24 protein-coding genes are annotated in these 26,581 nt (G+C 33.2%); 21 read left to right on the top strand and 3 right to left on the bottom strand.

All coding sequences use genetic code 11. From position 1 onward, the window contains the following. Nucleotides 1-377 precede the first annotated feature (377 nt). The 5 genes from QL232_RS13550 (at nucleotide 378) to QL232_RS13570 (ending at nucleotide 4,935) form a co-directional block, all read left to right on the top strand. Nucleotides 378-1,079: a LuxR family transcriptional regulator gene (locus tag QL232_RS13550; RefSeq protein ID WP_281614502.1), complete on the top strand. Its 702-nt coding sequence runs from the start codon at nucleotides 378-380 to the stop codon at nucleotides 1,077-1,079. 9 nt (nucleotides 1,080-1,088) lie between these two features. Continuing rightward, nucleotides 1,089-1,895, top strand: coding sequence for a LuxR C-terminal-related transcriptional regulator (locus QL232_RS13555; protein ID WP_281614503.1), 807 nt, complete (start codon nucleotides 1,089-1,091; stop codon nucleotides 1,893-1,895). Nucleotides 1,896-2,084: 189 nt separating this feature from the next. Beyond that, nucleotides 2,085-2,954, top strand: coding sequence for a hypothetical protein (locus QL232_RS13560; protein ID WP_168881705.1), 870 nt, complete (start codon nucleotides 2,085-2,087; stop codon nucleotides 2,952-2,954). Nucleotides 2,955-3,181: 227 nt separating this feature from the next. Continuing rightward, the gene (locus tag QL232_RS13565) at nucleotides 3,182-3,649 is read left to right on the top strand and encodes a hypothetical protein (RefSeq protein WP_281614504.1); all 468 of its coding nucleotides are present in this window, start codon (nucleotides 3,182-3,184) and stop codon (nucleotides 3,647-3,649) included. Between the two features lie 173 nt (nucleotides 3,650-3,822). Then, entirely contained in the window at nucleotides 3,823-4,935 is a 1,113-nt protein-coding gene (locus tag QL232_RS13570) for a DEAD/DEAH box helicase (protein ID WP_168881703.1), read from the top strand. A gap of 74 nt (nucleotides 4,936-5,009) precedes the next feature. On the opposite strand, the gene QL232_RS13575 is transcribed toward QL232_RS13570, so the two are convergent. Both QL232_RS13575 and QL232_RS13580 read right to left on the bottom strand, forming a co-directional pair. Next, entirely contained in the window at nucleotides 5,010-5,663 is a 654-nt protein-coding gene (locus QL232_RS13575) for a hypothetical protein (RefSeq protein ID WP_281614505.1), read from the bottom strand. A 61-nt stretch (nucleotides 5,664-5,724) separates the two neighbouring features. After that, nucleotides 5,725-6,129 carry a hypothetical protein gene (locus tag QL232_RS13580; protein ID WP_168881701.1) on the bottom strand — a complete coding sequence of 135 codons (405 nt, stop codon included), beginning with the start codon at nucleotides 6,127-6,129 and terminating at the stop codon, nucleotides 5,725-5,727. A 358-nt stretch (nucleotides 6,130-6,487) separates the two neighbouring features. Between QL232_RS13580 and QL232_RS13585 the strand changes: the two genes are divergently transcribed. The 13 genes from QL232_RS13585 to QL232_RS13645 all read left to right on the top strand — a co-directional run bounded on the left by QL232_RS13585 (nucleotide 6,488) and on the right by QL232_RS13645 (nucleotide 22,406). Continuing rightward, nucleotides 6,488-7,477, top strand: coding sequence for an AraC family transcriptional regulator (locus QL232_RS13585; RefSeq protein WP_168881700.1), 990 nt, complete (start codon nucleotides 6,488-6,490; stop codon nucleotides 7,475-7,477). A gap of 146 nt (nucleotides 7,478-7,623) precedes the next feature. Beyond that, nucleotides 7,624-9,018, top strand: coding sequence for a DUF1254 domain-containing protein (locus QL232_RS13590; protein ID WP_281614506.1), 1,395 nt, complete (start codon nucleotides 7,624-7,626; stop codon nucleotides 9,016-9,018). 46 nt (nucleotides 9,019-9,064) lie between these two features. Then, nucleotides 9,065-9,253: a hypothetical protein gene (locus tag QL232_RS13595; RefSeq protein WP_281614507.1), complete on the top strand. Its 189-nt coding sequence runs from the start codon at nucleotides 9,065-9,067 to the stop codon at nucleotides 9,251-9,253. Nucleotides 9,254-9,827: 574 nt separating this feature from the next. After that, entirely contained in the window at nucleotides 9,828-10,010 is a 183-nt protein-coding gene (locus QL232_RS13600) for a hypothetical protein (RefSeq protein ID WP_281614508.1), read from the top strand. Between the two features lie 80 nt (nucleotides 10,011-10,090). Beyond that, on the top strand, nucleotides 10,091-11,263 hold the full coding sequence (locus QL232_RS13605) for a BamA/TamA family outer membrane protein (protein WP_281614509.1): 1,173 nt from the start codon (nucleotides 10,091-10,093) through the stop codon (nucleotides 11,261-11,263). A 140-nt stretch (nucleotides 11,264-11,403) separates the two neighbouring features. Then, complete coding sequence (locus QL232_RS13610) at nucleotides 11,404-11,601, top strand: hypothetical protein (protein WP_281614510.1); 198 nt, start codon at nucleotides 11,404-11,406, stop codon at nucleotides 11,599-11,601. Between the two features lie 126 nt (nucleotides 11,602-11,727). Then, the gene (locus tag QL232_RS13615; protein WP_281614511.1) at nucleotides 11,728-13,155 is read left to right on the top strand and encodes a basic amino acid/polyamine antiporter; all 1,428 of its coding nucleotides are present in this window, start codon (nucleotides 11,728-11,730) and stop codon (nucleotides 13,153-13,155) included. 248 nt (nucleotides 13,156-13,403) lie between these two features. Next, the gene (locus QL232_RS13620) at nucleotides 13,404-13,946 is read left to right on the top strand and encodes a hypothetical protein (protein ID WP_168881693.1); all 543 of its coding nucleotides are present in this window, start codon (nucleotides 13,404-13,406) and stop codon (nucleotides 13,944-13,946) included. A gap of 196 nt (nucleotides 13,947-14,142) precedes the next feature. Next, nucleotides 14,143-16,482: an Orn/Lys/Arg decarboxylase N-terminal domain-containing protein gene (locus tag QL232_RS13625; RefSeq protein ID WP_281614512.1), complete on the top strand. Its 2,340-nt coding sequence runs from the start codon at nucleotides 14,143-14,145 to the stop codon at nucleotides 16,480-16,482. Between the two features lie 218 nt (nucleotides 16,483-16,700). Continuing rightward, a complete protein-coding gene (clcA, locus tag QL232_RS13630; RefSeq protein ID WP_281614513.1) occupies nucleotides 16,701-18,020 on the top strand; it encodes a H(+)/Cl(-) exchange transporter ClcA in 1,320 nt (439 codons plus the stop codon). 217 nt (nucleotides 18,021-18,237) lie between these two features. Then, nucleotides 18,238-20,511, top strand: a complete 2,274-nt coding sequence (locus QL232_RS13635; RefSeq protein ID WP_281614514.1) for an Orn/Lys/Arg decarboxylase N-terminal domain-containing protein — start codon at nucleotides 18,238-18,240, stop codon at nucleotides 20,509-20,511. Nucleotides 20,512-20,627: 116 nt separating this feature from the next. Next, nucleotides 20,628-21,776, top strand: coding sequence for a hypothetical protein (locus QL232_RS13640; RefSeq protein WP_281614515.1), 1,149 nt, complete (start codon nucleotides 20,628-20,630; stop codon nucleotides 21,774-21,776). Between the two features lie 69 nt (nucleotides 21,777-21,845). After that, nucleotides 21,846-22,406 (top strand): DUF308 domain-containing protein, encoded by a 561-nt coding sequence (locus tag QL232_RS13645; RefSeq protein ID WP_168881688.1) that lies wholly within the window; start codon nucleotides 21,846-21,848, stop codon nucleotides 22,404-22,406. A 43-nt stretch (nucleotides 22,407-22,449) separates the two neighbouring features. Here QL232_RS13645 and QL232_RS13650 read toward each other — a convergent pair whose 3' ends face one another. Beyond that, nucleotides 22,450-23,313, bottom strand: a complete 864-nt coding sequence (locus QL232_RS13650) for a glucosaminidase domain-containing protein (protein WP_281614516.1) — start codon at nucleotides 23,311-23,313, stop codon at nucleotides 22,450-22,452. A 284-nt stretch (nucleotides 23,314-23,597) separates the two neighbouring features. Between QL232_RS13650 and QL232_RS13655 the strand changes: the two genes are divergently transcribed. The 3 genes from QL232_RS13655 to QL232_RS13665 all read left to right on the top strand — a co-directional run bounded on the left by QL232_RS13655 (nucleotide 23,598) and on the right by QL232_RS13665 (nucleotide 26,550). After that, complete coding sequence (locus QL232_RS13655; protein WP_281614517.1) at nucleotides 23,598-24,509, top strand: cation diffusion facilitator family transporter; 912 nt, start codon at nucleotides 23,598-23,600, stop codon at nucleotides 24,507-24,509. Nucleotides 24,510-24,638: 129 nt separating this feature from the next. Continuing rightward, nucleotides 24,639-25,586 (top strand): AraC family transcriptional regulator, encoded by a 948-nt coding sequence (locus QL232_RS13660; RefSeq protein ID WP_281614518.1) that lies wholly within the window; start codon nucleotides 24,639-24,641, stop codon nucleotides 25,584-25,586. Nucleotide 25,587: 1 nt separating this feature from the next. Next, entirely contained in the window at nucleotides 25,588-26,550 is a 963-nt protein-coding gene (locus tag QL232_RS13665) for a helix-turn-helix domain-containing protein (protein ID WP_281614519.1), read from the top strand. Nucleotides 26,551-26,581 lie beyond the last annotated feature (31 nt).

A 26,581-nucleotide genomic window follows, 5' to 3' on the forward strand; every position in this document is an offset into this window, starting at 1 on the left:
TACTTAAAAATAACTTTGGGTGTAGATGTCGATTTAACATTTAGTAGTATAACGAAACTTAAAATTCTTTATTTCCTTTTGTTAGCTTTTATTAGGAAGATGTCTCACAATGGTAAAATATGGATAAGTACCCTTAGATAGGATGATCGATATTTGGTCAAGTTATTGATAATCTGATATATGTGTGTTGTTTTTTGTTTGATTACTAATGAAGTTCTATATCATTATTTGATGGTAAAATGGGATTAATGCAATTTCAAGCTGATTTTATGAATGCTTAATTGGTAATGAAAATGGATCTCATTACTTTTGTTTTACTATCCGTAGAGATTGCACAATTTAAAGATGAGTGCCTTTACCTATTATATATTACTAGCATGACAAGTATTAACGACCTAGAGGAAGGGTTAAGAGGGAAGTATTTAAGTTTAGGTGACAACTTCTCTTATATATTTAACTGTTTTGACCGAAAATTTGAGAACGTTTCTGAGAATTTTACTTCAGTAACTGGCTACGCGAAAGATGAAATATTGAATGCTGATGGATTTACTATTGGAACAAAAGAATTTCAATCCACTTCATTGCCTAGAATAAAACAGATTTTAGAAACATTTTACGACATCTATAAGGATAACTTAAATGGTTTTAGATCCTTTTTTTCGTACCCCTTTGTTTATAAAGACGGTAGAGTAGAAGAGGTGTTTGCCGAAGTTACACAAGTTGATTTTGAAGATAAACAGATCGTTAGAATTACAGTATTTAATACCTTATTTGATGAGACTTTAGATTCTGCCTTGAAAAAAGGTGTCACTTTTGTAAATTTAGAGAAGAATATTGCATTTAGTAATATCTCATCAGTTGAAGACTTAGAAACCTGTCACGCTATTTTATCATTAAGCAAACGAGAAATAGAGATCTTATCTTTAGTCAGCGAAGGATTATCTAATCAGGAATTGGCTGAAAAGATCAATGTGAGTATTCATACCGTCACGACACACAAAAAGAATATCGTTAAAAAGACAAAGACAAAAAATATTATGGTTACCATTCGTTACTGTTTGCGACTCAATATTTTTTAGACTACTGAAATGAAAAAAGCTTCTCTTACATTTAAGGAACAATTAATACATATATACCGTCAGAAAGGGACGAGTAAGAAAGTACAGTCTAATGTTATCAAAGACTTAGACAATTATGATAAACTTCTAGAAGAAAGTAAGAGTTACCATTACCCTGGACCTACTTATTCATGCATTTTAGATGTTGAGCAGCAAACATTTAAAGTTCTAGCTGTTCAAGGAACTTATTTTACTGATGATGTACCTTCGGGACCAGTAGAATATCTAATAGATTTAGTGAATGAATTTATCTTGGATGATGATAGGCAGATGTATTTATATACCATTGATAAGTTGTTTAGTTATCATCTGTACTTGTACTCGACAAGAGGTAACAAGCCTTATAAATCAAGTTTTACTTTTAGAGGAATCAGTGAGGCAGGGAAAAAAGAAGTATTGATGCAGCAAAACATTCCTATTCGTATTAAGAATGGTGAAGTGACGATGTATTTTATTAGTGTTACTAATATTTCTCATATCACAACAGATCAGAATTATACTATCAATTTCTATAACTCTGATGAAAAAGAATCTGTAAATCTTAATGTTGAAGCGTATTGTGCTCCAGAAAAGCCATCTCATCTCATTGAATTATCAGATCGTGAAAAGGATATCCTGATTTTAAGTTCTGACGGTATGAGCGCTAAAGAAATATCAGGAAAGTTAGAAATTGCAGTGGAGACGGTTAATCGCCATAAAAAGAACATGATTAAAAAGAACAAGATGAAAAATATTATTCATTTGGCTTCAGAAGCAATCAAGAAGGGAGTGTTATAATGTAAACGAAATAAAAAAAATCACTAAAAAGGTCAATAATAAACAATGTTATTGACCTTTTTTGGCTCTTAATAATATTGAATATATCAATGATAGTATTTTATAACACTAAGTATTATGATACAGAACTAATTCTTCTTTTATATTTGTGCATTGATCGGGTTAACAAATAGAATAAATTGACGAGAAATGTATAGGATATTAATCAGTTTATTTTTGGTATTAGGTATCTCTCAAGCTGTAATAGGGCAGAGTGATGATTCCAAGAAAAAAAAATCAAAAGGAAAAAAAACAATTACTGCTGATCCAGACGCTAAACTACAAACACCACAAGATGTAGCTTTCGATGAAAAATCAGGACTTTTTTATATTTCATCACCTGGCAATAATGGAGTAATTAAAAGAGGCCGACGTGGAGGTGCTGTATTTGCAGTGAAAGGTTTAAACCATCCAAGAGGCGTAATGATTGAATCAGGCATTTTATATGTAGCAGATTCAAATGCTGTAAAAGGATTTAACTTAAAGACAGAAGAAAAAGTTTTTGAACAAACTGTCGAAGGGGCTACTGCTCTTAGATCAATTTCTTCTGATGGAACAGATATCTTTGTTTCTGATAAAGAGGCGAACACTGTTTTTAAGATAAATATCAAGAAGAAAGATGTTTCGGTACTTACAAAAGACGTTATAGCGCCTGCGGGGTTATTGTATAATAAAAAGTTGAAAGAAGTATTGATCTTGAGCTCTCAGGAATCTGGAGGAGGAATCTATTCTTGTTCATTAAAAGACAATACGGTTGAATTGGCTTTGTCTATTCCGGAGTATCCTTACTTGGAAGATATTACATTTAACGGATCAATGAGCTACTATTTAACAGCTTGGGGAGCCGATAAAAAAGAAAATGTGATTATTAAAGTAACAGATTCTTTAAAAAGAGAACCAAGAATTATTCAGTCAACAGCTGATGGTCCATGTGGTCTAAAATACATCAAAAGAACTAACGAATTAGCCATAGCAAATGCATATGGAGATAACCTAAATATTATTAAATTAGGTTATTAGAAATCAAATAGATATCATAAAAAGCACTTTAAGTACCTTTGTTTACTTAAAGTGCTTTTTTTACGCAAATACTCTTCGATTTTTTATAATATTTCTGTAAAAATTCATAAATTAAAGCTCCGTTAAAAATTAATGAATTCAGGGATCGTACCAATTTAATTTCTCAAGCAAAAACTTTTAATGGATAGATTAACTTACTTGTACTCCACGATTTATAAACTTCTTAAATGAAACAAACTTTATTATTATTATCAATTCTATGTTTTTTTGGGTGTAGCACAAAAGATGAGATTGACACGACAGTACGCTATGAATCTATCAGAGGACACAATGAAGTAAAAATGACCGACTCGATTGGTGAGAAAGTGATTGACTTCGTCCATGCCGCTGATATCGGTAAAGCTAGTATTACTTTACCACAAGGGAACACTTGGTCTGAGAAAATAGTGGTTCGCTTGCCCTTTGACAGAGTAGAAGGTTTCAAAGCCTATACTGACACAGACAAAGAGCATATTTTCGAACGCTTTTACAGTTCAGACAGTAGTAGACCACAATATGTCTCAACGTACAAAGGTACAGAGATTAAAAAGATGAATAAGGCAACAGGCTACAACGAAATTGAGTTGCCCACATCAATGTTTGCTGACAACCCTCGTATAGTTTATCTAGAATGGGTTGATGTATATCGTTATTAAAAACGTAATACTATTATTAGAAAAGGACTGCTTCCCCACAGTCCTTTTTTTTATGCTCAATCAATGTTTTGATAGTCTTATTCTTAAAGAATCCTTACAAAATCTCTTCAACTCATAAAATCCCGATAAATCCACTTACCTTTGTGATCGAAAAATGAATCATTAAGATTATTATGACATTCAAGGATTTAGGAATTCATAGTGCAATTGTGAAAGCACTAAAGGAAAACGGCATTGAAGAACCGACCGCTATTCAGCAAAAATCAATACCGTTTTTAATGCAAGAGGGAACTGATTTTATTGGACAGGCACAAACGGGAACTGGTAAAACTGCTGCTTTTGGTTTACCATTACTTCATGCTGTAAACCCTAAAAATCCACAACCTCAGGCTTTAATTTTATCACCTACCAGAGAGTTAGGACAACAGATACAAAAACAACTGTTCAGATTTACAAAGTACTATCATAAAGTATTTTGTGAAGCTGTATACGGTGGTGCTCCTATTGATATTCAAATCAATAAGCTAAAACGTCCTACACATATTATTGTGGCGACGCCAGGCCGTCTAATTGATTTGGTCAATAGAAACGCTGTAGATTTATCACAAGTGAAAACTGTAGTGATGGATGAGGCAGATGAAATGTTAAGTATGGGTTTCAAGGAGGATTTAAATAAAATTCTTCGCCTGACAACAAATAAAAAGGCTACTTGGTTATTCTCCGCTACTTTCCCTGCAGGGATTAAAGAGATTATTAAGAAGTACATGAAAAAAGATGCATTCAGAATTGAGGTGAACCCAATGAATGTGATCAATAAAAAAATCAAGTTCGAGTATATCATTACTGACCTGAAGCATAAGATGGAAACATTAAACTGGTTCGTACGTCAGCAAGGTGATGAAAGAGGTGTGATCTTTACTAGAACGAAAGCAGATGCTCAACAAGTAGCGAAACAGTTACATGGTAAGCAGATTAAAGCAGAGTCTATTCATGGTGACTTGTCACAAAATGAGAGAGACAAAGTAATGCGTGCTTTCAAATCTAAGAAGTTACAAATTTTGGTTGCTACAGATTTAGCGGCTAGAGGTATTGATATTGCAGACTTAGCTTATGTTGTGCACTATCAGTTACCCGATAAGTCTGAATACTTTACTCATAGAAGTGGTCGTACTGCTAGAGCGGGTAAGAAAGGACTTTCTCTTTGTATTCTTACGAAAAAAGATCTTAATCGCTTAACAGAGATTGAAGATGAGTTTGGTATCACAATGGAACAGATTTTTGATTAATCAAAATTCCTAACCAATAAAAAAAGTCCTTGATATTTCGTATCATGGACTTTTTTGTTGATATAGCGTTGTGATTAGAAACCGAATCCCATACCACCTGTACCAAATGTATTATACCCTTCAGTACTTAGCTTATATGGTTTCTCGTACACTTTAGTTGCTTCAACTTCTAGCGTACCATTATTTTTCTTATCAACGATTTTGGCTCCTAGGATCATCTCGTCATCGGCTAAATCAATACCGATACGGTCTGTCATTACTTTTGTAAGGTTATGTAGACCTTTGGCAACAAATTTAGGAGCACCGATATAAAGCTCTACCTCTAAATGATCTTTTGTGCCTTTGTAGATTTTACATTTTGTGTCAAGGATTTCTTTCTTTCCTTTTTTCACTTCTTCTACTTTAGCACCATCAATTCCTAAAACATCTAGTTTAGAAACATCTGCTTCAGATTCGACAGCGATTTTTTGTCCAAACTGACGCATTAAGATCAGATATTTATTTTTTTCAAAGTCAACAATGAAATATTGTGCTCCGGCATCTTCTTCTAAAACAGCTCTTGCTCCAATGGCTTCACTCTGACCTACCATAATTTTAATGGAAGGATATTCTTTTACGACACCATTTTCTTTTTGTTCGAAAATAATTTGTCTCTCAAATGGATAATTCTGAGCTAAAGTAGCGATGGAAGCAAGCAGTATCACCGCTAGAGTTTGTATTAATTTCATATGTTTAATGTTTATACCCTTTTTACAAAGATAATAAACATTTTAAGTGAAAGGTGCTGATTTACTTCCCTTTTGGATTTTCTAACAAATGGAAAACACCATGTTTAAGGTGATCCTGATCTACTAAAGTGTTATTGTCTTTGATATTCAAATGCACTTTACTTCTCTTAGGTTTGATATTTTTCAATTCAATTCCCATGTTCGTTTCACCATGCCCTTTGGTAAGATTTACTTCAACAGTTTTTTCATTTTTTGTGTAGGTACCTTCATATTCATAAAATGATCCATCACTAAGGTCTATAATGTATTTTACCTTTCCATTGTCACTAAAAGCAAATGCAGCAACACCGGCAGATGTATTATGGATATAAATTTTAGCTTCTTTATCTAGGCTAACAGGTTCATTAATAGCAAAACTGGAAAATGTTATAAATACTGTTAGTAGTACCGAAAGTATTTTTTTCATGTCGTATTGAGTTTGATGATATAATGAGTTAAACGTTATCTATCAGAAGGGAACAATCGATGTAAACAGTCATTAGTTAATAGTTAATTTCATTAACGTTTACATCATAATCTGAAGCTAAAAATTTTAAAAAATGCTTTTGAAAGTCGAATTATGAAACACTTTTACCGTTCTGTGAAAGTTGATGTCTCAAAAAGACACGTTTGGATAGTTGACGACGATAGTTAAGTGTTCATGTAAATTACCCATATGTTTAACGAGGAAGCCCTGTAATATAACAGTGGTTTATTTTTTTAGCTTAAGTACATAACACTGGTACTATAATTTTTTAAATACTTTCTACTATAAAATACCTAATATGTCAAAATTGGAATTAACTCATGTAATGGAATCTTGGACCAAACTCTTTAATGGTAAATTGGAAGGACATAAAATGACTTTCAATAATGAGATTGGTAAGGGAGAAATTGAGGGGTTCAAATTGAATGATTCGATTGAATTAATCCGATTCGATTATAAATTAAATAAGACTTTAGATGTAGATGGTTATCAATTGGATGACTATGCTGAATATATACCTATTCTTTTTGGAGACCCTTTTACAACCTCAGTAGAAGTGACTTGTAATGTAAAGCAATCAAAAAAGAAGTATAAACTGAATACTACCGGAGCGTTTAGTATTAATTCTTCTGAAGCTTTAAGCTTTACAATTGAAGAAGGAAGAACAGTACAATACCTTTCTGTTCGTTTGGAGAAAGACTACTATCAAAAGTTTATTGACCAGAGTAAGGCATTAGCTGAATCACTGGATTTAGAAAAGCAGTTTTTTGTATTTGAAGAATTTGACCCAAGTATGAGAGACTTTTTCCAAAAGGCTTTTGAAGTAGAAAAAGGAAGTCTTTTTGAAAATGAATACTTAGAGATTTACGCCAAACATTTAGTTACAGTATTCTTCTCGAATATTAATGATAGGGAGAAGATTGACGAATCTAATAAATATACATTTAGTGTAGAACCCGTATTTAAAGCAAGAGATATATTAAAAAACAGAATTAATGAGCAGATCATCATTGATGAGTTATCGAAAGAATGTGGCTTAAGTGAAAGTCGATTGAGGTTCTTATTTAAACAGATCTTCGGTACTACAATCCATCAATTCCACTTGGATGAGAGGTTAGACCATTCAAGAGTGATGTTAAGAGATGGAAGTAAAACAATGTCGATGATTGCTATGGATTTAGGCTTTTCTAGTGCCAGTCATTTTTCATCTGCTTTCAAAAAGAAATTTAACCTTAGCCCAAAACAATATAGAAAAGACTTTATCAACTCTGTACTTCAATCCGCTTAAACTTACAATACCAAGAGGTAGCTAATGCCTCTTGGTTTACTGGTATAATCGAATTATGAAAGATAATGATTGAAATATAAAATTCTGACTTTTTTATCCCTCGTTTTATTAGATATCTATGCTTAATACTATGAAAATTGTTTAGAATGAAGATCTCTAAATCCTCACATATACTTTTATTGGTACTTCTCCTTTTAGGAGTTCTTGTTTTGGCTTCATGGAAGTTTAAAAAAGATGTTGTAGAAATGCAGCAAAAAGAAGAACTGTTTAAAGAAGTATATGCTTTTGGATTTCCAATAGTATTAATGGATTATACAAAGCGTTATTTCTTAAATCAATTTGAGGATAATGCAATCAATACTTTTCATCATTATCATAGGTTTCCAGATTGGGAATTTAGAAATGTAGTCAGACCCAATGTAGACACTTTCTATTCTATGTGTTGGTTAGACTTATCAGATGAGCCAGTCGTTGTTCATATTCCTGCTTCAGACCATTACTTTTTGATGCCTACAATGGATGCATTTTCTAATGTATTTGCTTCACCTGGAACTAGGACGACAGGAAACAAAGACCAGTTTATAGTATACACTGGTCCCAATTGGGAAGGAGAATTACCTAAGGGGATGATTCATATATCTTCACCAACAAATTCTGCTTGGATTCATGGACGTATTATGGTGAAGCAATCTCAAAAAGATAAGGACGAAGTAATCAAATTCCAGAAAGGAATTACCGCGAGACCGTTAAGCCAATGGGATAATCAAGACTATACACCCAAAAAGGAAATGGTACTATATAAAGCCAATACTTACCCTATTAAGGCTGTTGAAGAATTGAACATAGAGCAATTCATGAATAGGTTATCGATGCTTTTATATCAGAATAAGCCATTAGATTCGGATTCCACTATGCTATCCAAACTTAAAGAAATTGGATTTCAGGCGGGACAGAACTATGATATCACAAAGTTATCAGTAAAAGAAACGATTGTTTTTGAGTCTGTACCTAAGCAAATGCAATCAGAATGGTACTCTGAAAATAATACCTGTCAGAAATTCCCTTGGTTGTATAGTAACTCGGTAATCAAAAAATACAAAGACAAATATTCGAGTAGAGCCTATGTAGCTTTTACAAGGTTGGGAATGAACCAAAGGGAAGATGCAATTTATGCCGCTACAAGAATAGATAGTCGAGGTAAAGTACTTACCTCAAAAAGGAAATATGTATTGCATTTTACAAAAGAGCAATTACCTCAAGTGAATGCATTTTGGTCATTGACTTGCTACAACGAGAAAAACTTCCTAGTGAAAAACTTGATCAACAGATATAAAGTAGGAAGCCAGGATGGATTAAAATTCAATGAAGATGGATCATTAGACATCTACATTCAAAGTACTAAACCAGAAGTTGGTGCAGAAAGTAATTGGTTACCAACTCCAGAAAAAGGAAGGTTCTCTTTAATACTAAGAGAGTATTGGCCAAAAGACAAAGTACTTGAAAATGGTAATAACTTACCGAAAGTAACCCGCAGAAATTAATACAACTCAATAATAACCTATTTTTTAATACTTAATTTTTTATATTATGAATATTGTTACTAGAAAACCTAAGAAGAATTCTACGAAAGTAAAAAACACCTACTCAAAAGCGGAGAATATCAATTTCCATTTGGACCATCGTTTTAGTTCAGCTGCATTTCAGGAAACTAATGATGTATTTAGTGAATTCTATACTAATGCAAATTCTTATGAGTTGAATAGAATGTTCCGTTAGGCGAGAAATATTATTATAGAAAGAAGAGTGATACTAATCGATTAGTATCACTTTTTTTATATACTTTATTCTGTCAACAAAAACACCCTAACGGCAGGGCTGATAGGGTGTAAACTCAATAAAATTTTACCTAATGTTTATTTTAATAATTCAATCCAAGGCGTGTTTTGTTGAATATTAATTTCTTGATTTATGACATGACAAAATTAGTAAACTCAGTATTTTTGCATTAGTAGAAAACAGATGTATATTGGTAAATTATTTCCTTTTTTATTACCCAAAATATATCTTCTATCAGATTAATTTTAATACTTTTTATATTGGTTTGTTGTATTCTATTAAGTGGATTTACAGGTGTCTTATTTATTACTTTATTTGTATTTAACTTGCTGTATTTGAGTGTTTAATGTTGCTGTTTTGTGTGGTTGTTTTTATGTGATTAAACTAAAGTGTAGTTGAAGGATTTGAATAATTCTTTTTTTACCAATTATCTATCGTTTTTTACCATCTATTGGGAGAGTATTTCTAGACCTTTGTGTCATCATCAATTTATTCATCAAAAAGAAATACTACTATGAATTTACAAGATCAATTTATACCATCAGAAAATTATTATGGAAGTGAAAATTTAGAAACTTCTGAGGATTTCGAAAATATAGAATCGTCATTTTCAGAGGAAGAATTGGATGTTCTACATCGTCCTCTAGACGAACAGATTTTTGACGATTTAATTACTGACTTAGGTGATCAATATTAAGATTTTAGTTCAGAAAAATGAAGGACAAATTCCATTTCATTTAATAGATAATAGATCTATTGTATAGGATCTAAGTAGCTATGAAAAAATTACATCATCATATTATCAGTAAATACTTTCTCTCTTTGTTGCTTGTACTATTTGCTACTCAAATATCTAGCGGCCAAAGTAAAATGAAGGCCTATTTGGAGAAACATAAAGAGAAGAAAAAGGAGGCAATTGCTGTAGGAAAACCATGGTTATCACCTTTGTTTGGTCCTGGGTATACTGCAGATATAGGATTTTTGGTTGCTGGAGGTTTCTTATTGAGTTTTAAGACCGATAAATCAGATTCGTTAATTCAGAGATCTTCAATTCCTGCAAATATATTTTATAGTTCTTCGGGAGCTTTAGGGCTTCATTCCAATATCACGACTTTCTGGTTTCAAGATAAAATGAGAATCAACTCTGATGTCAATATCAATAAGAGACCCTTGGATTATTATGGTAAAGGTTATCAGGAGATCGATTCCAATTATAAGTCAGATTCAACTACACAGTATACCGAATCTAAAGTAGATGTAGCTGTTGATGTGATGTTCAAGTTGACAAAGAACTTTTATATCGGTCCATCTTTTGATTTCTTTTATGCTAACAATACAGATGTGAATCCAGTAATGTTAGACGACCCATATTATAACCAGTTCTCCTCTCAATACTTCATGAATGGTCTAGGTATAAATATCACTTATGATAGTAGAGACATAACTGTAAATGCATGGCAAGGGATCTATTTCAATCTAAAGTATATTAATTATGCAAAAGCATTAGGCAGCGATTATCAAGCTCATGTAACATCTTTGGATTTACGTTATTACCGTACTTTTATCCGTAAAGGGAATGTAATCGCAGGAAGGGTATATTCTAGGAATGCACAAGGTGATGTGCCGATAAATATGCTTTCTGATATTGCAGGTTCTAAGCGATTAAGAGGGTATATCGTTGGCCAATATCGAGACAATACCTCTGCTTTTTTTGAGGTGGAATGGCGTCATACTTTTATGAAAAGAAATGGCGAACTAACAAAAAGTGGAATTGTGATGTGGGTAGGAGCTGGAAGTATTGCACCTAATATGAAATCACTGACACAATGGATGCAAAACTACGGAATAGGGTATCGATATGAATTACAACCTAGAATGAATGTGGGGATTGATATGGGATTTGGTCAATCCTCTCATGGACTTTATTTCAGCTTCACTGAGTCTTTTTGATTGTTAAAAAGTAACGTCGATTCTTTTTAATGTATTAATTCAGTTTTTTACCAATTAGCGTTGAATTTTTACCAATGAAATGATATGTCATTCAGGACCTTTGTGATATAATTAATCATCACAACAGAATACTATATACTATGAATTTACAAGATCAATTTATTCATAAAGAACTGCAGTTTGAAGTAAGTTTAATCGATAATAATGAGTTGTTTGAAGATATAGACTTTATCGATTCTCAATATTCTAAAGAAGAGGAAGCTGCAGTATACCAAGATATAGACGATCAGATATTTGAAGAGTTCATGAACACATTTGAAGATGACTTCATGATCTAACTTTTGATCATTTCTTTATAGAGAAGAGTTAATTCTCAACATTTTAAGATAGCATAGAACTCGTTTTGTATAGAGACATTCTATGAAATAATTAATCATCAATAATACATATTCATCAACAAAATTATGGAAAACAAATCTACAAAAGTAGGGTTAGCCGGTCTTGTAGCCATTGTATTTGGTTCAATGATTGGAGGAGGTATTTTTAATATACCACAAAATATGGCAGCAAGTGCCTCATTAGGAGCAGTAATATTATCATGGATTATATCAGGTATTGGAGTAGGCCTTTTAGTGTATACTTTCAAAACGTTATCCGAAGAACGATCAGATATTACTTCAGGTATTTATGGTTATGCAAAAGCTGGTTTTGGCCGTTATGTAGGTTTTAATTCAGCTTGGGGATATTGGATTTCTGCAGCATTAGGTAACGTAGCTTTTGCAGTAATGTTAAACGATGCATTAGGTGTTTTCTTTCCAGTTTTATTAAAACATGGTTGGCAAACTATCGCATTAGGATCTGGTATGATCTGGTTCATGAACTTTATATCTTTCTTAGGAACTGGTAAAACATCTTTCTTGAACACGATCTCAACAGTAGCAAAATTTGCAGGATTAGTGATTGTGATTGGTATTCTGATCGTTTCTTTCAAATATGACCTTTTAACAAAAGATTTCTGGGGTAATGCATATCACCTAGATGGTTTAGGATCTCAGATTAAGTCTACTATGCTTGTAACGTTATGGTGCTTTATCGGTATTGAGGGAGCGGTAGTTATTGGATCAAAAGCGAAGAAGTCTTCAGATGTAGGTAAGGCAACAGTTATTGGTTTTTTAGCAGCATTATCTATGTATGTAATTATTTCTGTTCTTGCATTTGGTATCATGCAACAGCCGGAACTGGCTAAATTAGCAGATCCTTCATCGGGAGCTTTATTAGAGGCTGCAGTTGGACATTGGGGACTTACATTTGTAAATGTTGCTGTGATTATCTCAGTAACTGGTGCATGGTTAGCGTGGACTATCTTGGTCGCAGAAGTTCCTCATGATGCTGCAAAAGATGGTGTGCTTCCTAAGTTATTCGTAAAAGAAAATGGTAATGGAGCACCTACAACTGCACTATATATTTCTTCAATCATTATGCAAATTGGTATGTTCTCTGTCATTTTTGCACAAGATGTTTATCTGGCTGCAATTGATATTGCCGGGGTAATGATTTTACCTTCATACCTTCTTAGTGCGATGTATCTATTTAAGGGAGCTAAGTCAAAAGAAATTCTTGCTAATAGTAAAAAACGTACTTTAGCTATTGCTGTGGGAGCAATTACCACATTATACTGCTTATGGTTAGTATACGCTGCAGGTATGAGCTACTTACTAATGGCAACTATCTTCTATGCTATCGGTATTCCTTTCTATAGATTAGCACATAAAGAAGAAGTAAAAGCTGGAAAGAAAATATACACTAAAGGTGAAAGAGTAATTGAAATTGCAATTATGTTATTAGCAATTGTAGCTATCTACATGATTTCTACAGGTGCAGTTTCTTTCTAATCACATAAGTATAAAGAATATATATGATAACCACTTCTATTAATTAAGGAGTGGTTATTTTTTTTGTATACGATTTATAATCACTGAAAATCAATTGGTTGTTTTTTTATATAAACCGATTAAAAATTTACAGAGCTATCAAAATGAACGTCGTTATATATACTAATTACGGTGTTGAAATAAACAATAATTATTCTTTACACACCATCCTATTTTCACATTACACAAAATATTAAAATCAAAAAAACATGAAACTTAAATCATCTTTAGCATTTGGCCTATTCTTATTTGCCAACGTTACTTTTGCTCAGAAAGCAGTATTAAAAGTTGAACAAATTGGTGAAGAAGAAATTCCAGTAAACTTGGTGGAAGAAATCGAAGAAGACTATTCAGATTTTTATATTGATCAAATTACTGTTATGCCATCAACATTATTACAAGAAGATTTTAAAGTAGTTTATAAGAACAAGCCGGTTACTGGACTTTTCTCAAATACTTATGAGATCGTTTTAAAAACAGTAGACGGAACAGAGAAAATTTACATGAATAAGGATGGAGATGTTCTTATGGTAAAAAAAGATTTAGAAAATGTAGATCTACCTCAGTCAATCACTGATAAAATTAATAAAGACTACCCTGATTGGACTGTTTTAAAGACAATCGAAAAGGTAAGAACTAAATTAAATAAAGGTACTGAATTGTATATGGTTTACATCACAAAAGGAGAAGATAAGAATGTGATCTACTTCACTAAAACTGGTCAGTACATGGATAACAAACACACAAAATAAATACAAGACACACTCATCAATATATCTAATTTATGATAGATGAGTGTGTTTCTAAATTACTTCATATCAGTATCATAAAAGAAAGTAATTTACTAATCCTTCTCTCTTTTTTACCAATCAAACAAGATTATAATACGGACATTTGTAGTGTAATCAATCAAGATAAACCTATTCTTTATCATCAATCAAATCAATCATGAAATACAAAAATTTATACCAAGCATTAGTATTCCATAGCGAAGCAGGAAAGGATACTTATATTGGAAAAGTCATCTCTCAGATCGTAGCAAATATTGAATCTTACGGTTATAAAGTTATCCAAACTAACGATGCATTTGAAACAAGAATGGCCATTGAAAATGATGCTTCTATCGCATTATTATTATTAGACCATTCGGATGCAAATACTAAGAACTTAATAGAAAAAGTAAAGGAAAGAGGATTAGAAGCTCCAATATTCCTTTTGAATGAAACAGAAAAAATTACTGAACTTCCTAACGAAATCTTTGAAGAAATTACTGGAGCTTTATACCTACAAGAAGATACACCAGACTTTATGGCGAAACACGTTAAAAAGCATATGGAAGATTATCTTGAAAGTATCAAAACGCCTTTCTTCGGTGGTATGGTAGACTACGTTGAGAAAGGAAATGAAATGTGGTTAGCACCAGGTCATAATGGAGGTGTTTTTTACGAAAAGTCGCCAGTAGGTAAAGCATTTTTCGATCATATGGGAGAAAACTTCTTTCGCTCAGACTTTAATTTCGTTCCAGATTTAGGTGGTATTTTTGATCACTCGGGTGCTTACGGTGAAGCGGAAAAGCAAGCTGCTGAAATCTTTGGTGCAGATCGTACTTACTTCGTATTGAATGGTACTTCTACATCCAATAAAATGGTCAATAATGGTATTCTTACAAAAGGTGATTTAGTGTTATTCGATCGTAATAATCATAAGTCACATCACCATTCAGCCTTGATGTTATCTGGAGCTATTCCGGTATATATGCAAGATGACCGTAATCCATTTGGTATGGTTGGGCCATTAGCATCATCTACTTTAACGGAAGAACATATCCGCGAACAAATCAAAAATAATCCATTAGTAAAAGATAAAGAAGCTTACAAAAAAGAACGTCCGTTCCGTATGGCTATCATTGAGAATTGTACTTATGATGGGACCATCTACAACGTTCAAGAAATCATAGATAGAATTGGTCACCTTTGTGATTATATCTTCTTTGATGAAGCTTGGGGGGCATTTATGAAATTCCATCCATTATATGCGGGTCACTTTGGATTAGGGTTGAAACAATTAAAAGACAATGACCCAGGGATTGTAGTAACACAATCTACACACAAACAATTGGCGGGCCTTTCTCAAGCATCACAAATTCATATGAAAGATGATCACTTGGGAGAACAGAAACGAAGAGCTTCTCACCAACGCTTTAATGAGGTATATATGATGCACATGTCTACTTCTCCATATTATCCGATGTTTGCTTCATTAGATGTTGGAGCGCAAATGATGAAAGGGAAAAATGGTGAATGGTTATGGAATTCAGCCATAGAAATGTCGATTGAGATGGCGAAGAAAGTTAGAGCATTAGCAGCAGAATTCGCTACAAATGATGCTACTGATAAGCAATGGTTTGTAGACCCATTCGTTCCAGATGTAGTGAACATCAAAGATTCTAAATTCTTAGAAGATGGACAATACAAGTGGGAAGATATCGACACAAAAGTACTTTCTAAAGAACAACAGGCTTGGTCATTTGAAAAAGGTGCAAAATGGCATGGATACCATGACATAGAGGATAACTATGTGATGAAAGATCCTACAAAATTATTGTTCTTAACACCAGGTTTAGATCGCCAATCAGGTGAATTTGCTGAAATGGGTATTCCTGCTCCAATTCTTAAGGAATACATGAGAGAGAAAGGTATTGTTGCTGAAAAAGCAGATTTCTACTCTATTTTATTCTTATTGACACCAGCTATTGAACGTACAAAAATTTCTACGTTAGTAGCAGAAATGGTGAAGTTCAAAGAGCTTTATGACAATGGAGCTTTGATGGAAGAAGCTCTTCCTGAAATGGCCGCTCAACATCCTGAATTTTACAAAGGAAGAACATTGAAAGAGGTTTGTCAGGAAATGCATGATGTATTAAAGAAATGGCAAGCAGATCAATTGCAAAAGGACATGTTCCAAGAGCAATATTTCCCAACGCCAGTGATGACTCCTTATGATGCTTTCCAAAAGTTCGTACAGAATGAGGTGGAATATGTTCCAATGGAAGAAATATCGGGTAGAGTTGCAGCAACAATGGCACTTGTTTATCCTCCAGGTATTGGTGTTATTCTTCCTGGTGAACGATATGATGAGAAATGTGAGCCTACAATCAAATACTTCGAAATGTTCCAAGAAACAAATAAAAAATTCCCTGGTTTCGATAATGAAATCCAAGGAGCTTATGAAGAAGTACAAGAAGATGGTTCTGTAAAATACTATACTTATGTAGTGAAAGAAGATTAAGCAACCTTAATCGATATAGTTTATCGGCTGCCTCTTTGTTGAGGTAGTCGATTTTTTTATCTATTTATTTGGTGAAATACTCGGATAGAAACCAATTATTGATGATCACAAGTAGAGTTAGTATTGCAAAAAACTTGTGATATTAAGATATTAAATACTTCACTTTAGAAGTAACCAATTACAAAGAACAACACATTAAAGATGCTCAATTATTCATCATGGAATTAAAATCACATTCAGAGACCGTTAAGGAAACGAGACTTTTATTGGTTCTTTCTTTATGCGTAGGAATACTTGTCGGTATCGTTGGAGGAGTATACAATTACTTAACCAATCATCTCGATGTCTTTAGAGAATTTGTAGCAACACATTCATCCATTACAGGTGTTGTAATTGCTATGGCTTTAGGAACTTTTATCTCTTATGTTTTAGTGAAAAAATATGCTCCAGAAGCAGGAGGAAGCGGTGTTCAGGAAGTAGAAGGCACAATGATAGGCAAGCGGAAAATTAAATGGAAACAAGTAGTTCCTGTAAAATTTTTCGGAGGTATTGCGGCTCAACTAGGAGGAATGGTAGTAGGTAGAGAAGGGCCTACAATACACCTCGGAGGAGCAATAGGTGAGATGTTGACGGGCTTTTGGAAAGGATCAAAATACAGTGAAGTAGACATCAGAAACCATTTATTAGCTTGTGGAGCAGGAGCTGGACTAGCCGTTGCTTTTAACGCACCTATTGCGGGAGTACTTTTGGTTATTGAAGAGATGCGTCCTTCATTCAAGTTTAACTTTAGGTCATACACAGGAATCATGATGGCTTCTTTTGTTAGTACTTGGATCGCTCAGTTTATTGTAGGAGATACTTTAGATATACCTGTGGGAGCTGATCAGATTTCAGTAATTCCTCAAGTACATTATTTATCGTTTGTATTATTTGGAGTGTTTATGAGTCTCACAGGTGCAGCATTTTTGTATGCAATTAAAGTGGGGTATAGCGTATTCGACTTTCTAAAAGCAAAAGTACCATATATCACTTTTATAGTGGTAGCCATTTCTTTTGCATTGCTTTTCCAAATCAACCCTAATTATAACAGTTCAGGTATGGATTTATTGGCGAATCATCTTAATGATGCACAATCTCTTCCTGAGTTAGCGAGCTTGATTATAGGTCGTTTGGTTGGAGGTACGATCTCTTTCTGTAGTGGTGTTGTTGGAGGCGTTTTTTCTCCAATGTTGTTTATCGGTGCTTCACTAGGAAAAGTATATGCCCTAATTGCTCCTGGTTTGCATACCTACTCTGCAGAATTGGCAATTATTGGCATGGCAGGGTTCTTTACAGCTGTTGTTGGAGCACCATTAACGGGAGTGATACTTATGTCGGAATTAACAGGGCAATATCAATTATTACTTCCTATGGGGATAGTATGTATGGTCGCAGCCATGATGATGCGCTCTTTTGGAGTTAAACCACTCTATGAATCTTTATTAAAAAGGGACATTAGAATCTTTGGAGATGAGAGTCTTAAAAAAGCTAAAAACTAATTGATCACTTTTTTATAAAAATGAGGCATAAACTACAATTTGTGATAAAATAATCATCGTTTGAATAGAATGAGTGCTGCTTATAGTAAAAAATACTCCAAGTGAGAAATTATGTTTTTTTACCAATTGTAAGTAATTATATACCAATAAATTAAGTAATAATAAGACACCTTTGTGTCATAGAAAATACATCACTTATTCATCAAAATTATCAATCATGAATTTAACAGAATGGCCTTTATTAGTCGTAGCTGATCATCACAAAGATGAGTTTGAAAAAGAAAGATTAGGAGAATTAATACAACAATTAAAAAAGGATAATATTACAGTTATTCCTTCCATAAATATTGAGCACATTGTTGATTTATGTGCAAGTCAAAGAGATATTTCTGGAGTTTTGATCGACATTAATATGAATGCATCAAGAGCTTCAATTTTAGAAGCGGTTGTTGCATTGAGAAAAAGATTCCCTAGATTAAATATCTTTATTCTTGCAGAAAAAAGTTCAGCAGAAGAGTTACCTACTGAAATTTTAGAATCAACGAATGGATTTTATTGGTTAGATGATGATACTGTTACTTTTATGGCTGGTCGTTTATCTCATTTAATCAAAGAATATGCAGAAAGTAACTATGGCCCATTCTTTAAAGGATTGGTAAACTATGTAAATGAGTACAAGTATGCTTGGCACACTCCAGGACATATGGGAGGGGAAGGCTTTAAAAAGTCTCCAGCCGGTACTGCACTTTATAACTTCTTTGGTGAAAATACTTTACGTTCAGATTTATCTATCTCTGTTCCTGATTTAGGGTCATTACTGGATCATTCTGGTCCAATTGGAGACTCTGAAAAGTTTGCCTCAGATACATTTAACTCCGACCAAACTTATTATATCTTGAATGGTACTTCTACGGTAAACCAAGTAATCTGGAGAAGTCAAGTATCAAGAGATGATTTAGCTTTAGTCGATCGTAATTGTCATAAGTCATTGAATTATGCCATGGTTATTACGAATGCCAAACCAATGTATATGATGCCAAGAAGAAATGCTTTAGGTATTATTGGGCCAGTGAAAATGACTGAGATGACTGAGATGACATCACTTCATAAAAAATCAGCTTCTCCAATTATTTCAGAAGAAGAATTGGGGAAAGATATTGTGATGTCAGCATTGACCAACTCAACATATGATGGTTTGGCTTATAACGTTCGTAAAGTTAAGAAAGAGTTAGGCAACCATGTTAACTATATACACTTTGATGAGGCTTGGTATGCTTACGCTCGTTTCCACCCTATCTATGATGGTTTTTATGGCATGACGCCAGACGAAAATAAAGAACATCCTCCAGTATTTACTTCACATTCTACACACAAGTTATTGAATGCATTTTCTCAAGGTTCAATGCTTCATATTAAGAATGGTGATAAAGAGACAATTGTTCCAGACGAATTCAATGAGGCGTATATGATGCATGCATCAACATCTCCAAATTACCCAATGATTGCTTCTTTAGATGTTTCTACTAAAATGATGCATGATAATGGCGTACAGATGAGCCATGATAACATTTTAGATGCTATAGAGCTTCGTCAGAAAATGGTTAGAATACAGAAAGAATTTCTTCAAAAAGGGGAGTGGTTCTTTGGTATGTGGCAACCAACGGAATACAAAGGAGAAGCTTTTGATAGCGTATCTAAAAATACGTTAGCAGAAAATCAAGATGCATGGGTATTGCAACCCAATGCTAAATGGCATGGTTTCGAAGATTTAGAGGAAGACTTCATTCTTTTGGATCCGATTAAACTGACATTTACAACTCCAGGAGTGGAAGCTGATGGTACTTATACAGAAAATGGTATTCCTGCAGGTATTGTGGCAGATTATCTAATGAATAAAGGTATTGTTACTGAGAAAACAGATACTTATTCTTTCTTAATGTTACACTCTTTCGGTACTTCAAAAGGTAAACAAGGAGAGTTGTTATCAGCGTTATTGAATTTCAAAAAAGATTATGATAATAATACTTCGTTAGAGGTGGTATTCCCTAATCTTTTAGAAGAGTCTGATAAATATCAAGGTATGGGTCTTAAGGATTTATGCGACGCGATGCATCACTTTTACAAGGAGAATAACTTCTTAGCAGAGATGCAGAAAGCTTTCGAAAACCTTCCTGAACAGACCATGAAACCTGCAGATGCTTATGAGCAAGTGGTTCGTAAAAATGTTGAATATACTTACTTGGAAGACATGATGAACAAGATTCCTGCAGTAATGATCGTACCTTATCCTCCGGGAATTCCAGTAATGATGGGTGGTGAAATCTTAAACGATGCATCTAAGGCAGTATACAATTACTTGTCTATTTTAGAAAAATACGAAAACACATTCCCTGGTTACGAAAAAGATATTCACGGTGTTGAAAGAGACATTGTTGATGGAAAAATAAAATACAAAACACTCTGTATTAAAGAAACCAATTTAGGAGAATAAGCACATAAAGTACAGTACACCTTTTGGGTGTGCTGTCCCTTACAATTCAACAACATCAATCACAATCTATTTGATATTCACTTACACAGTTCATCTTTATTAATCGATATCTAATCATGAAAAAAAATATTACATTTCTATTGGTGGCTTTCTTTGCTACCCTGGGCTCACTATGGGCTCAGGATTCTAAAACAGACAAGGATTCTGTAACAGTAAAAGACACTAAATACGGAGAATTCTTTAAAAATAATCTTTCTGTAACTATAGATGCTCGTATGGATTATAGAGCATATGGTGAAACCGGACAAACAGATGGATTTAGAGCAATGGATCAGAAATTTCAATTCTCTGATTTCCGTTTTGGAATCAATGGTATGCTAACTAAAAATATTGGTTTTAGTTTCTTGTATTCACCAACATCAACAGACATCGGAGAAAGTGGTATTTCTGATGATATTCAATATGCCAACCTTTGGTACCAATCAGATAATGGGCATTGGTTCTTCCAAGCAGGTAAAGGCTTTATGAATGTTGGTACAATGGAGCAGTATTATGATCCCAACGATGTCTATATGTGGTCAATTATGGGATATAACTTAGGAGTATATAAAACAGGTGTTACTGCTCAGTATACGACAACTTCGGGACAGTCTTTTGGAGCTCAAATCTTAAACTCTCAAGAAACGGATTCACTAGGTGATCAGCATAACTTTGAATACAACGTTTATTGGTATGGTTACCTTATAAAAGACAAGATCACAACTACAGCATCGTTTACAGTTATCGATGATAAAGATGATTTAAATACAAGTACGCCATTCTCAGCCAATGTGGGTCTACAGTGGACATTCGGAGACTTTATCATTGACACTGACTACGCGATGTCGAAGAACATGCCAAATTTCCAAGATGATGCTTTATATCAGTCAATGCCAATTAAAGTGATGTACAATGGTAAACACTGGAAACCCTATGTAAAATATATTTATAACAACGTTCGTTTCGATCAACCTACCATGACGGTTGCTGATGGAGAGGCAGTATACGATGCTAATATCAATCAAATAGAAATTGCTTTACAATATTACCCATGGGAGGGCAAAAACATCAGATTCCATGTAGTAGGTATGTATATGGACGATGCTAATAGCTATTATGGTGATGGTATTGTTAATTCTAAACCTAACACATCACATTATCAAGGAGACTTTCAGGTAATGGCTGGTGTACGTATTGGTTTCGATGTTCTAAAAGGCTGGAAATAAATTTAATACAACAATAATTGAAGAGGTGTTTGTTAAAGTGCCTCTTCTTTTTCTATAAAGATCTTTATAATGAAAACTTCTTCTCTAAAATATTGGTTTGCTCCATTGGTATCAGGCCTATTATTGATCGTACTTAGCTTGTTTACATTAGCGTTTCCTTTGAGTAGTTTTATTTCCCTTTCTATCCTTTTTAGTGCAAGCTTATTTGTAGCAGGGATTGTACAATCTATCTTTGCTATTGAATTTAAACACAGTGGAATTAAATGGTTTTGGGAGTTCCTTTCAGGGTTAGTAGTGATGTTTATCGGTGCCTACTTAATCATGAATCAGGCGGAAAGTATGTTGGTATTAGCGACCTATACAGGTTTGTTTTTTCTATTCAAAGGAGTAGACTATTTAACAAGGGCATTAACAAGAAAAGAACATTTAGGAAATGCTCGAAATGTAATACTTCTGTTCGGTGTAGTAGAAATAATGATAGGTGTTTATTTAACAATGAATCTACTAGTTTCTGAAATATTTACAGTGTATTTATTGGCTTTTGCTTTAATGAATACAGGTGTATTGGAGCTCTACCTAGCGTATAGAGTAAAATGGATGATGAAAGCTCACCACGGAAAACTTTCTTAATAAAAAGACCTTCTGACATTGAATTGGCAGAAGGTCTTTTTATTTACTTATTGATCTTAACGATCACTTCAGAAGTATTTTTCAATTTACAATGGTCAAATTCATTTAGGTGATAGATACTAATGACTTTTGTAATGGTTTGAATATACCGATCACCAGTTTCTGAATAATGTTTTAGTGCATTGACTAAATCAATACCATCCACAGGAATATTATTATTATTAGCCTGAATTCTTGTGTCTCTTAGTTTTTTGTACGCAGGGTGAGTATTGATATTCAATTCATAATCACTAACGGCAGCATAAATACTTTCATAAGATTGAAGAGCAATATTAGCTGCAGCTGCTGGCATAGAGTTCGGAGAACCTTTTTTGGTATGTTTACCGAAAAGTGCGTTACCTTCAATTGCAAAGCGACTAGTACCCCAACCACTTTCCACAATGGCTTGTGCAATCACTAAAGAAGGAGGTAACGGTAATAGCTTTACTTTTAATTCCTCAATGTTCTTTGCTCTATACTTTTTGAGTAAAGCTTGAATATCTTTTGATTGTTCTGTCTTACCACTTAGTAATAGCTGATTGAGTTGTCTTCGCTCAGAAAGAATATCATTATTAACTTCCAAAGTAGAAGAAAGAATCATCATTATAAAATTATCAATCTTAGTCTGACCGTTTACATCTTTTATAGATGGTTGGATATTATGAACAAAAATGGGTAACGTTTCTTGATATCCTCTTACTTTGTCAATCGACAAGGCATATGATTTAAATACACTATCCAGCTGGGTGTAACTATCGATATAAACGTAAGTGGTTTCTTTCTCTGAATCGTCAATTTTTCCTGGTTCATTGGCCGCATTGACCATAAATGATAAAACTGAGAAGGCCCACAAAAAAAGGTGTCTCATAAGATTACTGTAAAGCTTTAGTCATATAATTTATTTAGTTGCTAGGTGTTTAAGACGAAAAAATCACTTCTAAGACATATAAAAAATGTTTGAAAGCTTTAAATAAATATGTTTTTGAAGTAAAAGTATAGTGATAGGTTTTTAGTAGTAATCAATCACAAAATGTAAGTAAAGCCACTTTGTCCTTTCGTTTAATAAAAGAGAAAGTTCATGTCTTTATGAACCGATATTTTACACCATGATGCATATACAAGCCCCAAGCTGTCTTTAATCGAATAACAATTATGGAAAAGAAACTAATGCGTTTGTCACTAGTGATGAATGCTGTTTTGGCGTTCTCAGGACTATATTTTGGATATAAAGCTCACTCCTCAGCAATTTTGACTGATGGTATGTATTCTTCCTTATTGGCAGTGATGTCTTTCTTGTCTATGGGAGTATTACGCCTAATCCGGAAGCCTCAATCTAAGACTCATCCTTTTGGTTATTCTGGTTATGAGCCATTGGTTAATCTCTTTAGAGGACTTATGATTTTAATGGTTGTTGTATTCGGTACTTTTGAAAGTATAGATTCTCTTATGCATGGAGGAAATATTATTGATTTTTCTAGTTCACTCATCTACTTTGTATTGTGTTTGTCTGGTTGTATAATCACTTACTTTATTTTCTATTTTCAAAATAGGAAACAGTCGTCTCCGATACTAAAAGTGGAAAAATCGAACTGGCTGATTGATACTTTACTGACTGCCGGAATGGGAATTTCTTTTATGGTAGCTTTCTTTTTGAAAAACTTCTATCCAGAATTTATCGCTTATGTAGATCCCTTGGTGACAATATTATTATTATTGTCAATAGTGAAAATGCCTTTTGATACCATTAGAGGTGCATTGAAAGAATTATTACAAATGGCTCCGAGTGAAGATATTACCCATACCATCAATAGAGTGTTAAAACAATATTATACTCCTTCTGAAATTTCAGATTATAATCACATGATTACTAAAACAGGAAGGGAAATATATGTTCTAGCAGTGGTCTTACTTAATGAATCACAAGAAAAAGTAGATGGACAATTAAGGTTTGATACGATTGAAAAACATGATGTTTTTCGGGAAACATTATTTAATGATCTGAAATCAATTTACCCAACTATTCGCCTTGATGTCAGTTTCACTTTCGATGCTAAATGGTTATAAAGTGTTCTTCTATTTATATTATTAGAATGACAAATTTTCATATTCTACTAAAGCGATTCTTACCATAATAATAGATAGTATCCTTTATCTAAAATTGACTATTTTTATTAGTAACCTAATTAAATGGTCATGAAGCAAATTATATTAGAAAGTGCTAGAGGAGAGAACTATCTACAATATATCGCAGATAAATTTAATGGAACTACGCTAGGAGATCATGCGGTTTCTTTTGATAATGATACTCTAAAAGGTAGAACAGGTCTAATTCAAGGAGAAAATTATAGGGCTGTTCTTACTGCATATATCACAAAACAGGATTTGGAGATTTCTTTCTCTCCTGATGAAACCTATCAATACATCGCTATTTTTTTTCCACAATGGGTTAATTATCATGGTGGGGAAAAACAACAAATACATTTTAATGCTCCCAATGGATTAGTTATTTTACGAAATACAGAAAACTTTACAAGTCTCGTTAGAAAAGGAGTAGAGAAAAAAATTGTATATATCTATTTTAATGAATCCTTTTTACCAAATCTAATTAGTGATAGATTGGAAGGTATTAAGGATTTTGTATATCACTTAGGTAATTATCACTTGGCGACTTGGAAAAAGAGTTTCTTTTTTGATTTAAGGGAACAGTTGCATGAAGACTTCATCGAAGAATATGTACAAGTTAAACTGAAAGAACTCTTCATTCTCTTTCATAATCTTATCTATAGTTATAATGAAACCAATAAGGAAGAGTTGTTTTCAGATTATGAAATAGAGACCATCTATTCAATAAAGGATGTGATAGACAAGAACTTAAAGGAAAAGCCAATTGTAAAACAGCTCAGCAGAGATTTTGGAATAAATACAGGTAAACTATCAAAAGTATTTAAATCCCTTTTTGGAGAGACAATCTATCAGTATTACAAAAAACAAAGAATTCAGGAAGTAAAAGAACAAGTAACATATACGAATAAAACACTCACTGAAATTGCATTCGATTATGGATTTACGGATGTACAACATTTTTCTAAAAACTTTAAGCAAGCTTTTGGAATAAAACCTACAGATATTAGAAAGTCTTGAAATGATGGAAAGAATAATAGAATTTGAAAACAGAAGAGGAGAGAACTATCTAGAATATTTATCAAATAAGTTGGGTGGTCAGATAGTAAATGAAAACGAACTAATTATTGATCATGACAAAGCCATAGGAAAGGTACTTGTTGTAGAAAAATCAAATTTTAGGTTAGTCATTACACAATACCAACCTTATGAAGACACTTATGTAAAGTTTAGCACTGATGAGAAGTACGAATACAATGCAGTGTTTTTCTCTCAGAATATCATTTATCAAAAAAGTGAAAAAGAGTCTCTGCAGTTTAGTACGCCTAGAGGATTTATTCTAATGAAAAAATCAGAAAAGTTTACGGTACTAAATAAGGCCAATGAGTTTAAAAAGATAATTGTTATCTATTTCAATAAAGATTCTTTCCCAGAACAGCATCAACATAAACTTGAGAGCATTGATAATTTTGCCTATCATGTAGGGGACAGACATATTGGTATTTGGAAGAAAAATTTTGAAGTAAAAATTGTAGATGTAATACATGAAGATTTACAACGTCAATACCTAAAACTAAAGCTGGAAGAGCTATTTCTTTTATTCCAGAATATTCTTTTTACCCTAGAAAATAATGATAAGAAAACGTTATATTCTGATTATGAGATAGAGTCTATTTATGCTATTAAAAAAGTAATTGATGCTAACTTATCATTAAAGCCTAACCTTAAAAAGTTGACCATTGATTATGGAATCAGTGCGGTTAAATTGAACAAGATTTATAAATTTTTATTTGGACAGACTGTTTATAACTACTATAAAGAACAGCGTATTCACAAAGCGAAAGATGAGGTGGTCCAGTCTCAAAAGAACTTAACAGAGATAGCTTACGATTATGGGTTTACAGACATTAATCATTTTTCAAAGAGCTTTATTGAAGCCTTTGGCATTACCCCATCAGAGCTGAAAAAGTCATTAAAAAAATAGCAGCAAGTCAAAACCTATCATTGACCTGCTG

The sequence above is a fragment of the Flammeovirga sp. SubArs3 genome (assembly GCF_947387565.1).
In the GTDB taxonomy this organism is placed as follows: Bacteria; Bacteroidota; Bacteroidia; order Cytophagales; family Flammeovirgaceae; genus Flammeovirga; species Flammeovirga agarivorans.

Bases quoted from the DNA above. Each gene is read 5' to 3' on its own strand.
- QL232_RS13550 (WP_281614502.1), top strand. From the start codon at position 378: ATGACAAGTATTAACGACCTAGAGGAAGGGTTAAGAGGGAAGTATTTA.
- QL232_RS13555 (WP_281614503.1), top strand. From the start codon at position 1,089: ATGAAAAAAGCTTCTCTTACATTTAAGGAACAATTAATACATATATAC.
- QL232_RS13560 (WP_168881705.1), top strand. From the start codon at position 2,085: ATGTATAGGATATTAATCAGTTTATTTTTGGTATTAGGTATCTCTCAA.
- QL232_RS13565 (WP_281614504.1), top strand. From the start codon at position 3,182: ATGAAACAAACTTTATTATTATTATCAATTCTATGTTTTTTTGGGTGT.
- QL232_RS13570 (WP_168881703.1), top strand. From the start codon at position 3,823: ATGACATTCAAGGATTTAGGAATTCATAGTGCAATTGTGAAAGCACTA.
- QL232_RS13575 (WP_281614505.1), bottom strand. From the start codon at position 5,663: ATGAAATTAATACAAACTCTAGCGGTGATACTGCTTGCTTCCATCGCT.
- QL232_RS13580 (WP_168881701.1), bottom strand. From the start codon at position 6,129: ATGAAAAAAATACTTTCGGTACTACTAACAGTATTTATAACATTTTCC.
- QL232_RS13585 (WP_168881700.1), top strand. From the start codon at position 6,488: ATGTCAAAATTGGAATTAACTCATGTAATGGAATCTTGGACCAAACTC.
- QL232_RS13590 (WP_281614506.1), top strand. From the start codon at position 7,624: ATGAAGATCTCTAAATCCTCACATATACTTTTATTGGTACTTCTCCTT.
- QL232_RS13595 (WP_281614507.1), top strand. From the start codon at position 9,065: ATGAATATTGTTACTAGAAAACCTAAGAAGAATTCTACGAAAGTAAAA.
- QL232_RS13600 (WP_281614508.1), top strand. From the start codon at position 9,828: ATGAATTTACAAGATCAATTTATACCATCAGAAAATTATTATGGAAGT.
- QL232_RS13605 (WP_281614509.1), top strand. From the start codon at position 10,091: ATGAAAAAATTACATCATCATATTATCAGTAAATACTTTCTCTCTTTG.
- QL232_RS13610 (WP_281614510.1), top strand. From the start codon at position 11,404: ATGAATTTACAAGATCAATTTATTCATAAAGAACTGCAGTTTGAAGTA.
- QL232_RS13615 (WP_281614511.1), top strand. From the start codon at position 11,728: ATGGAAAACAAATCTACAAAAGTAGGGTTAGCCGGTCTTGTAGCCATT.
- QL232_RS13620 (WP_168881693.1), top strand. From the start codon at position 13,404: ATGAAACTTAAATCATCTTTAGCATTTGGCCTATTCTTATTTGCCAAC.
- QL232_RS13625 (WP_281614512.1), top strand. From the start codon at position 14,143: ATGAAATACAAAAATTTATACCAAGCATTAGTATTCCATAGCGAAGCA.
- clcA (WP_281614513.1), top strand. From the start codon at position 16,701: ATGGAATTAAAATCACATTCAGAGACCGTTAAGGAAACGAGACTTTTA.
- QL232_RS13635 (WP_281614514.1), top strand. From the start codon at position 18,238: ATGAATTTAACAGAATGGCCTTTATTAGTCGTAGCTGATCATCACAAA.
- QL232_RS13640 (WP_281614515.1), top strand. From the start codon at position 20,628: ATGAAAAAAAATATTACATTTCTATTGGTGGCTTTCTTTGCTACCCTG.
- QL232_RS13645 (WP_168881688.1), top strand. From the start codon at position 21,846: ATGAAAACTTCTTCTCTAAAATATTGGTTTGCTCCATTGGTATCAGGC.
- QL232_RS13650 (WP_281614516.1), bottom strand. From the start codon at position 23,313: ATGAGACACCTTTTTTTGTGGGCCTTCTCAGTTTTATCATTTATGGTC.
- QL232_RS13655 (WP_281614517.1), top strand. From the start codon at position 23,598: ATGGAAAAGAAACTAATGCGTTTGTCACTAGTGATGAATGCTGTTTTG.
- QL232_RS13660 (WP_281614518.1), top strand. From the start codon at position 24,639: ATGAAGCAAATTATATTAGAAAGTGCTAGAGGAGAGAACTATCTACAA.
- QL232_RS13665 (WP_281614519.1), top strand. From the start codon at position 25,588: ATGATGGAAAGAATAATAGAATTTGAAAACAGAAGAGGAGAGAACTAT.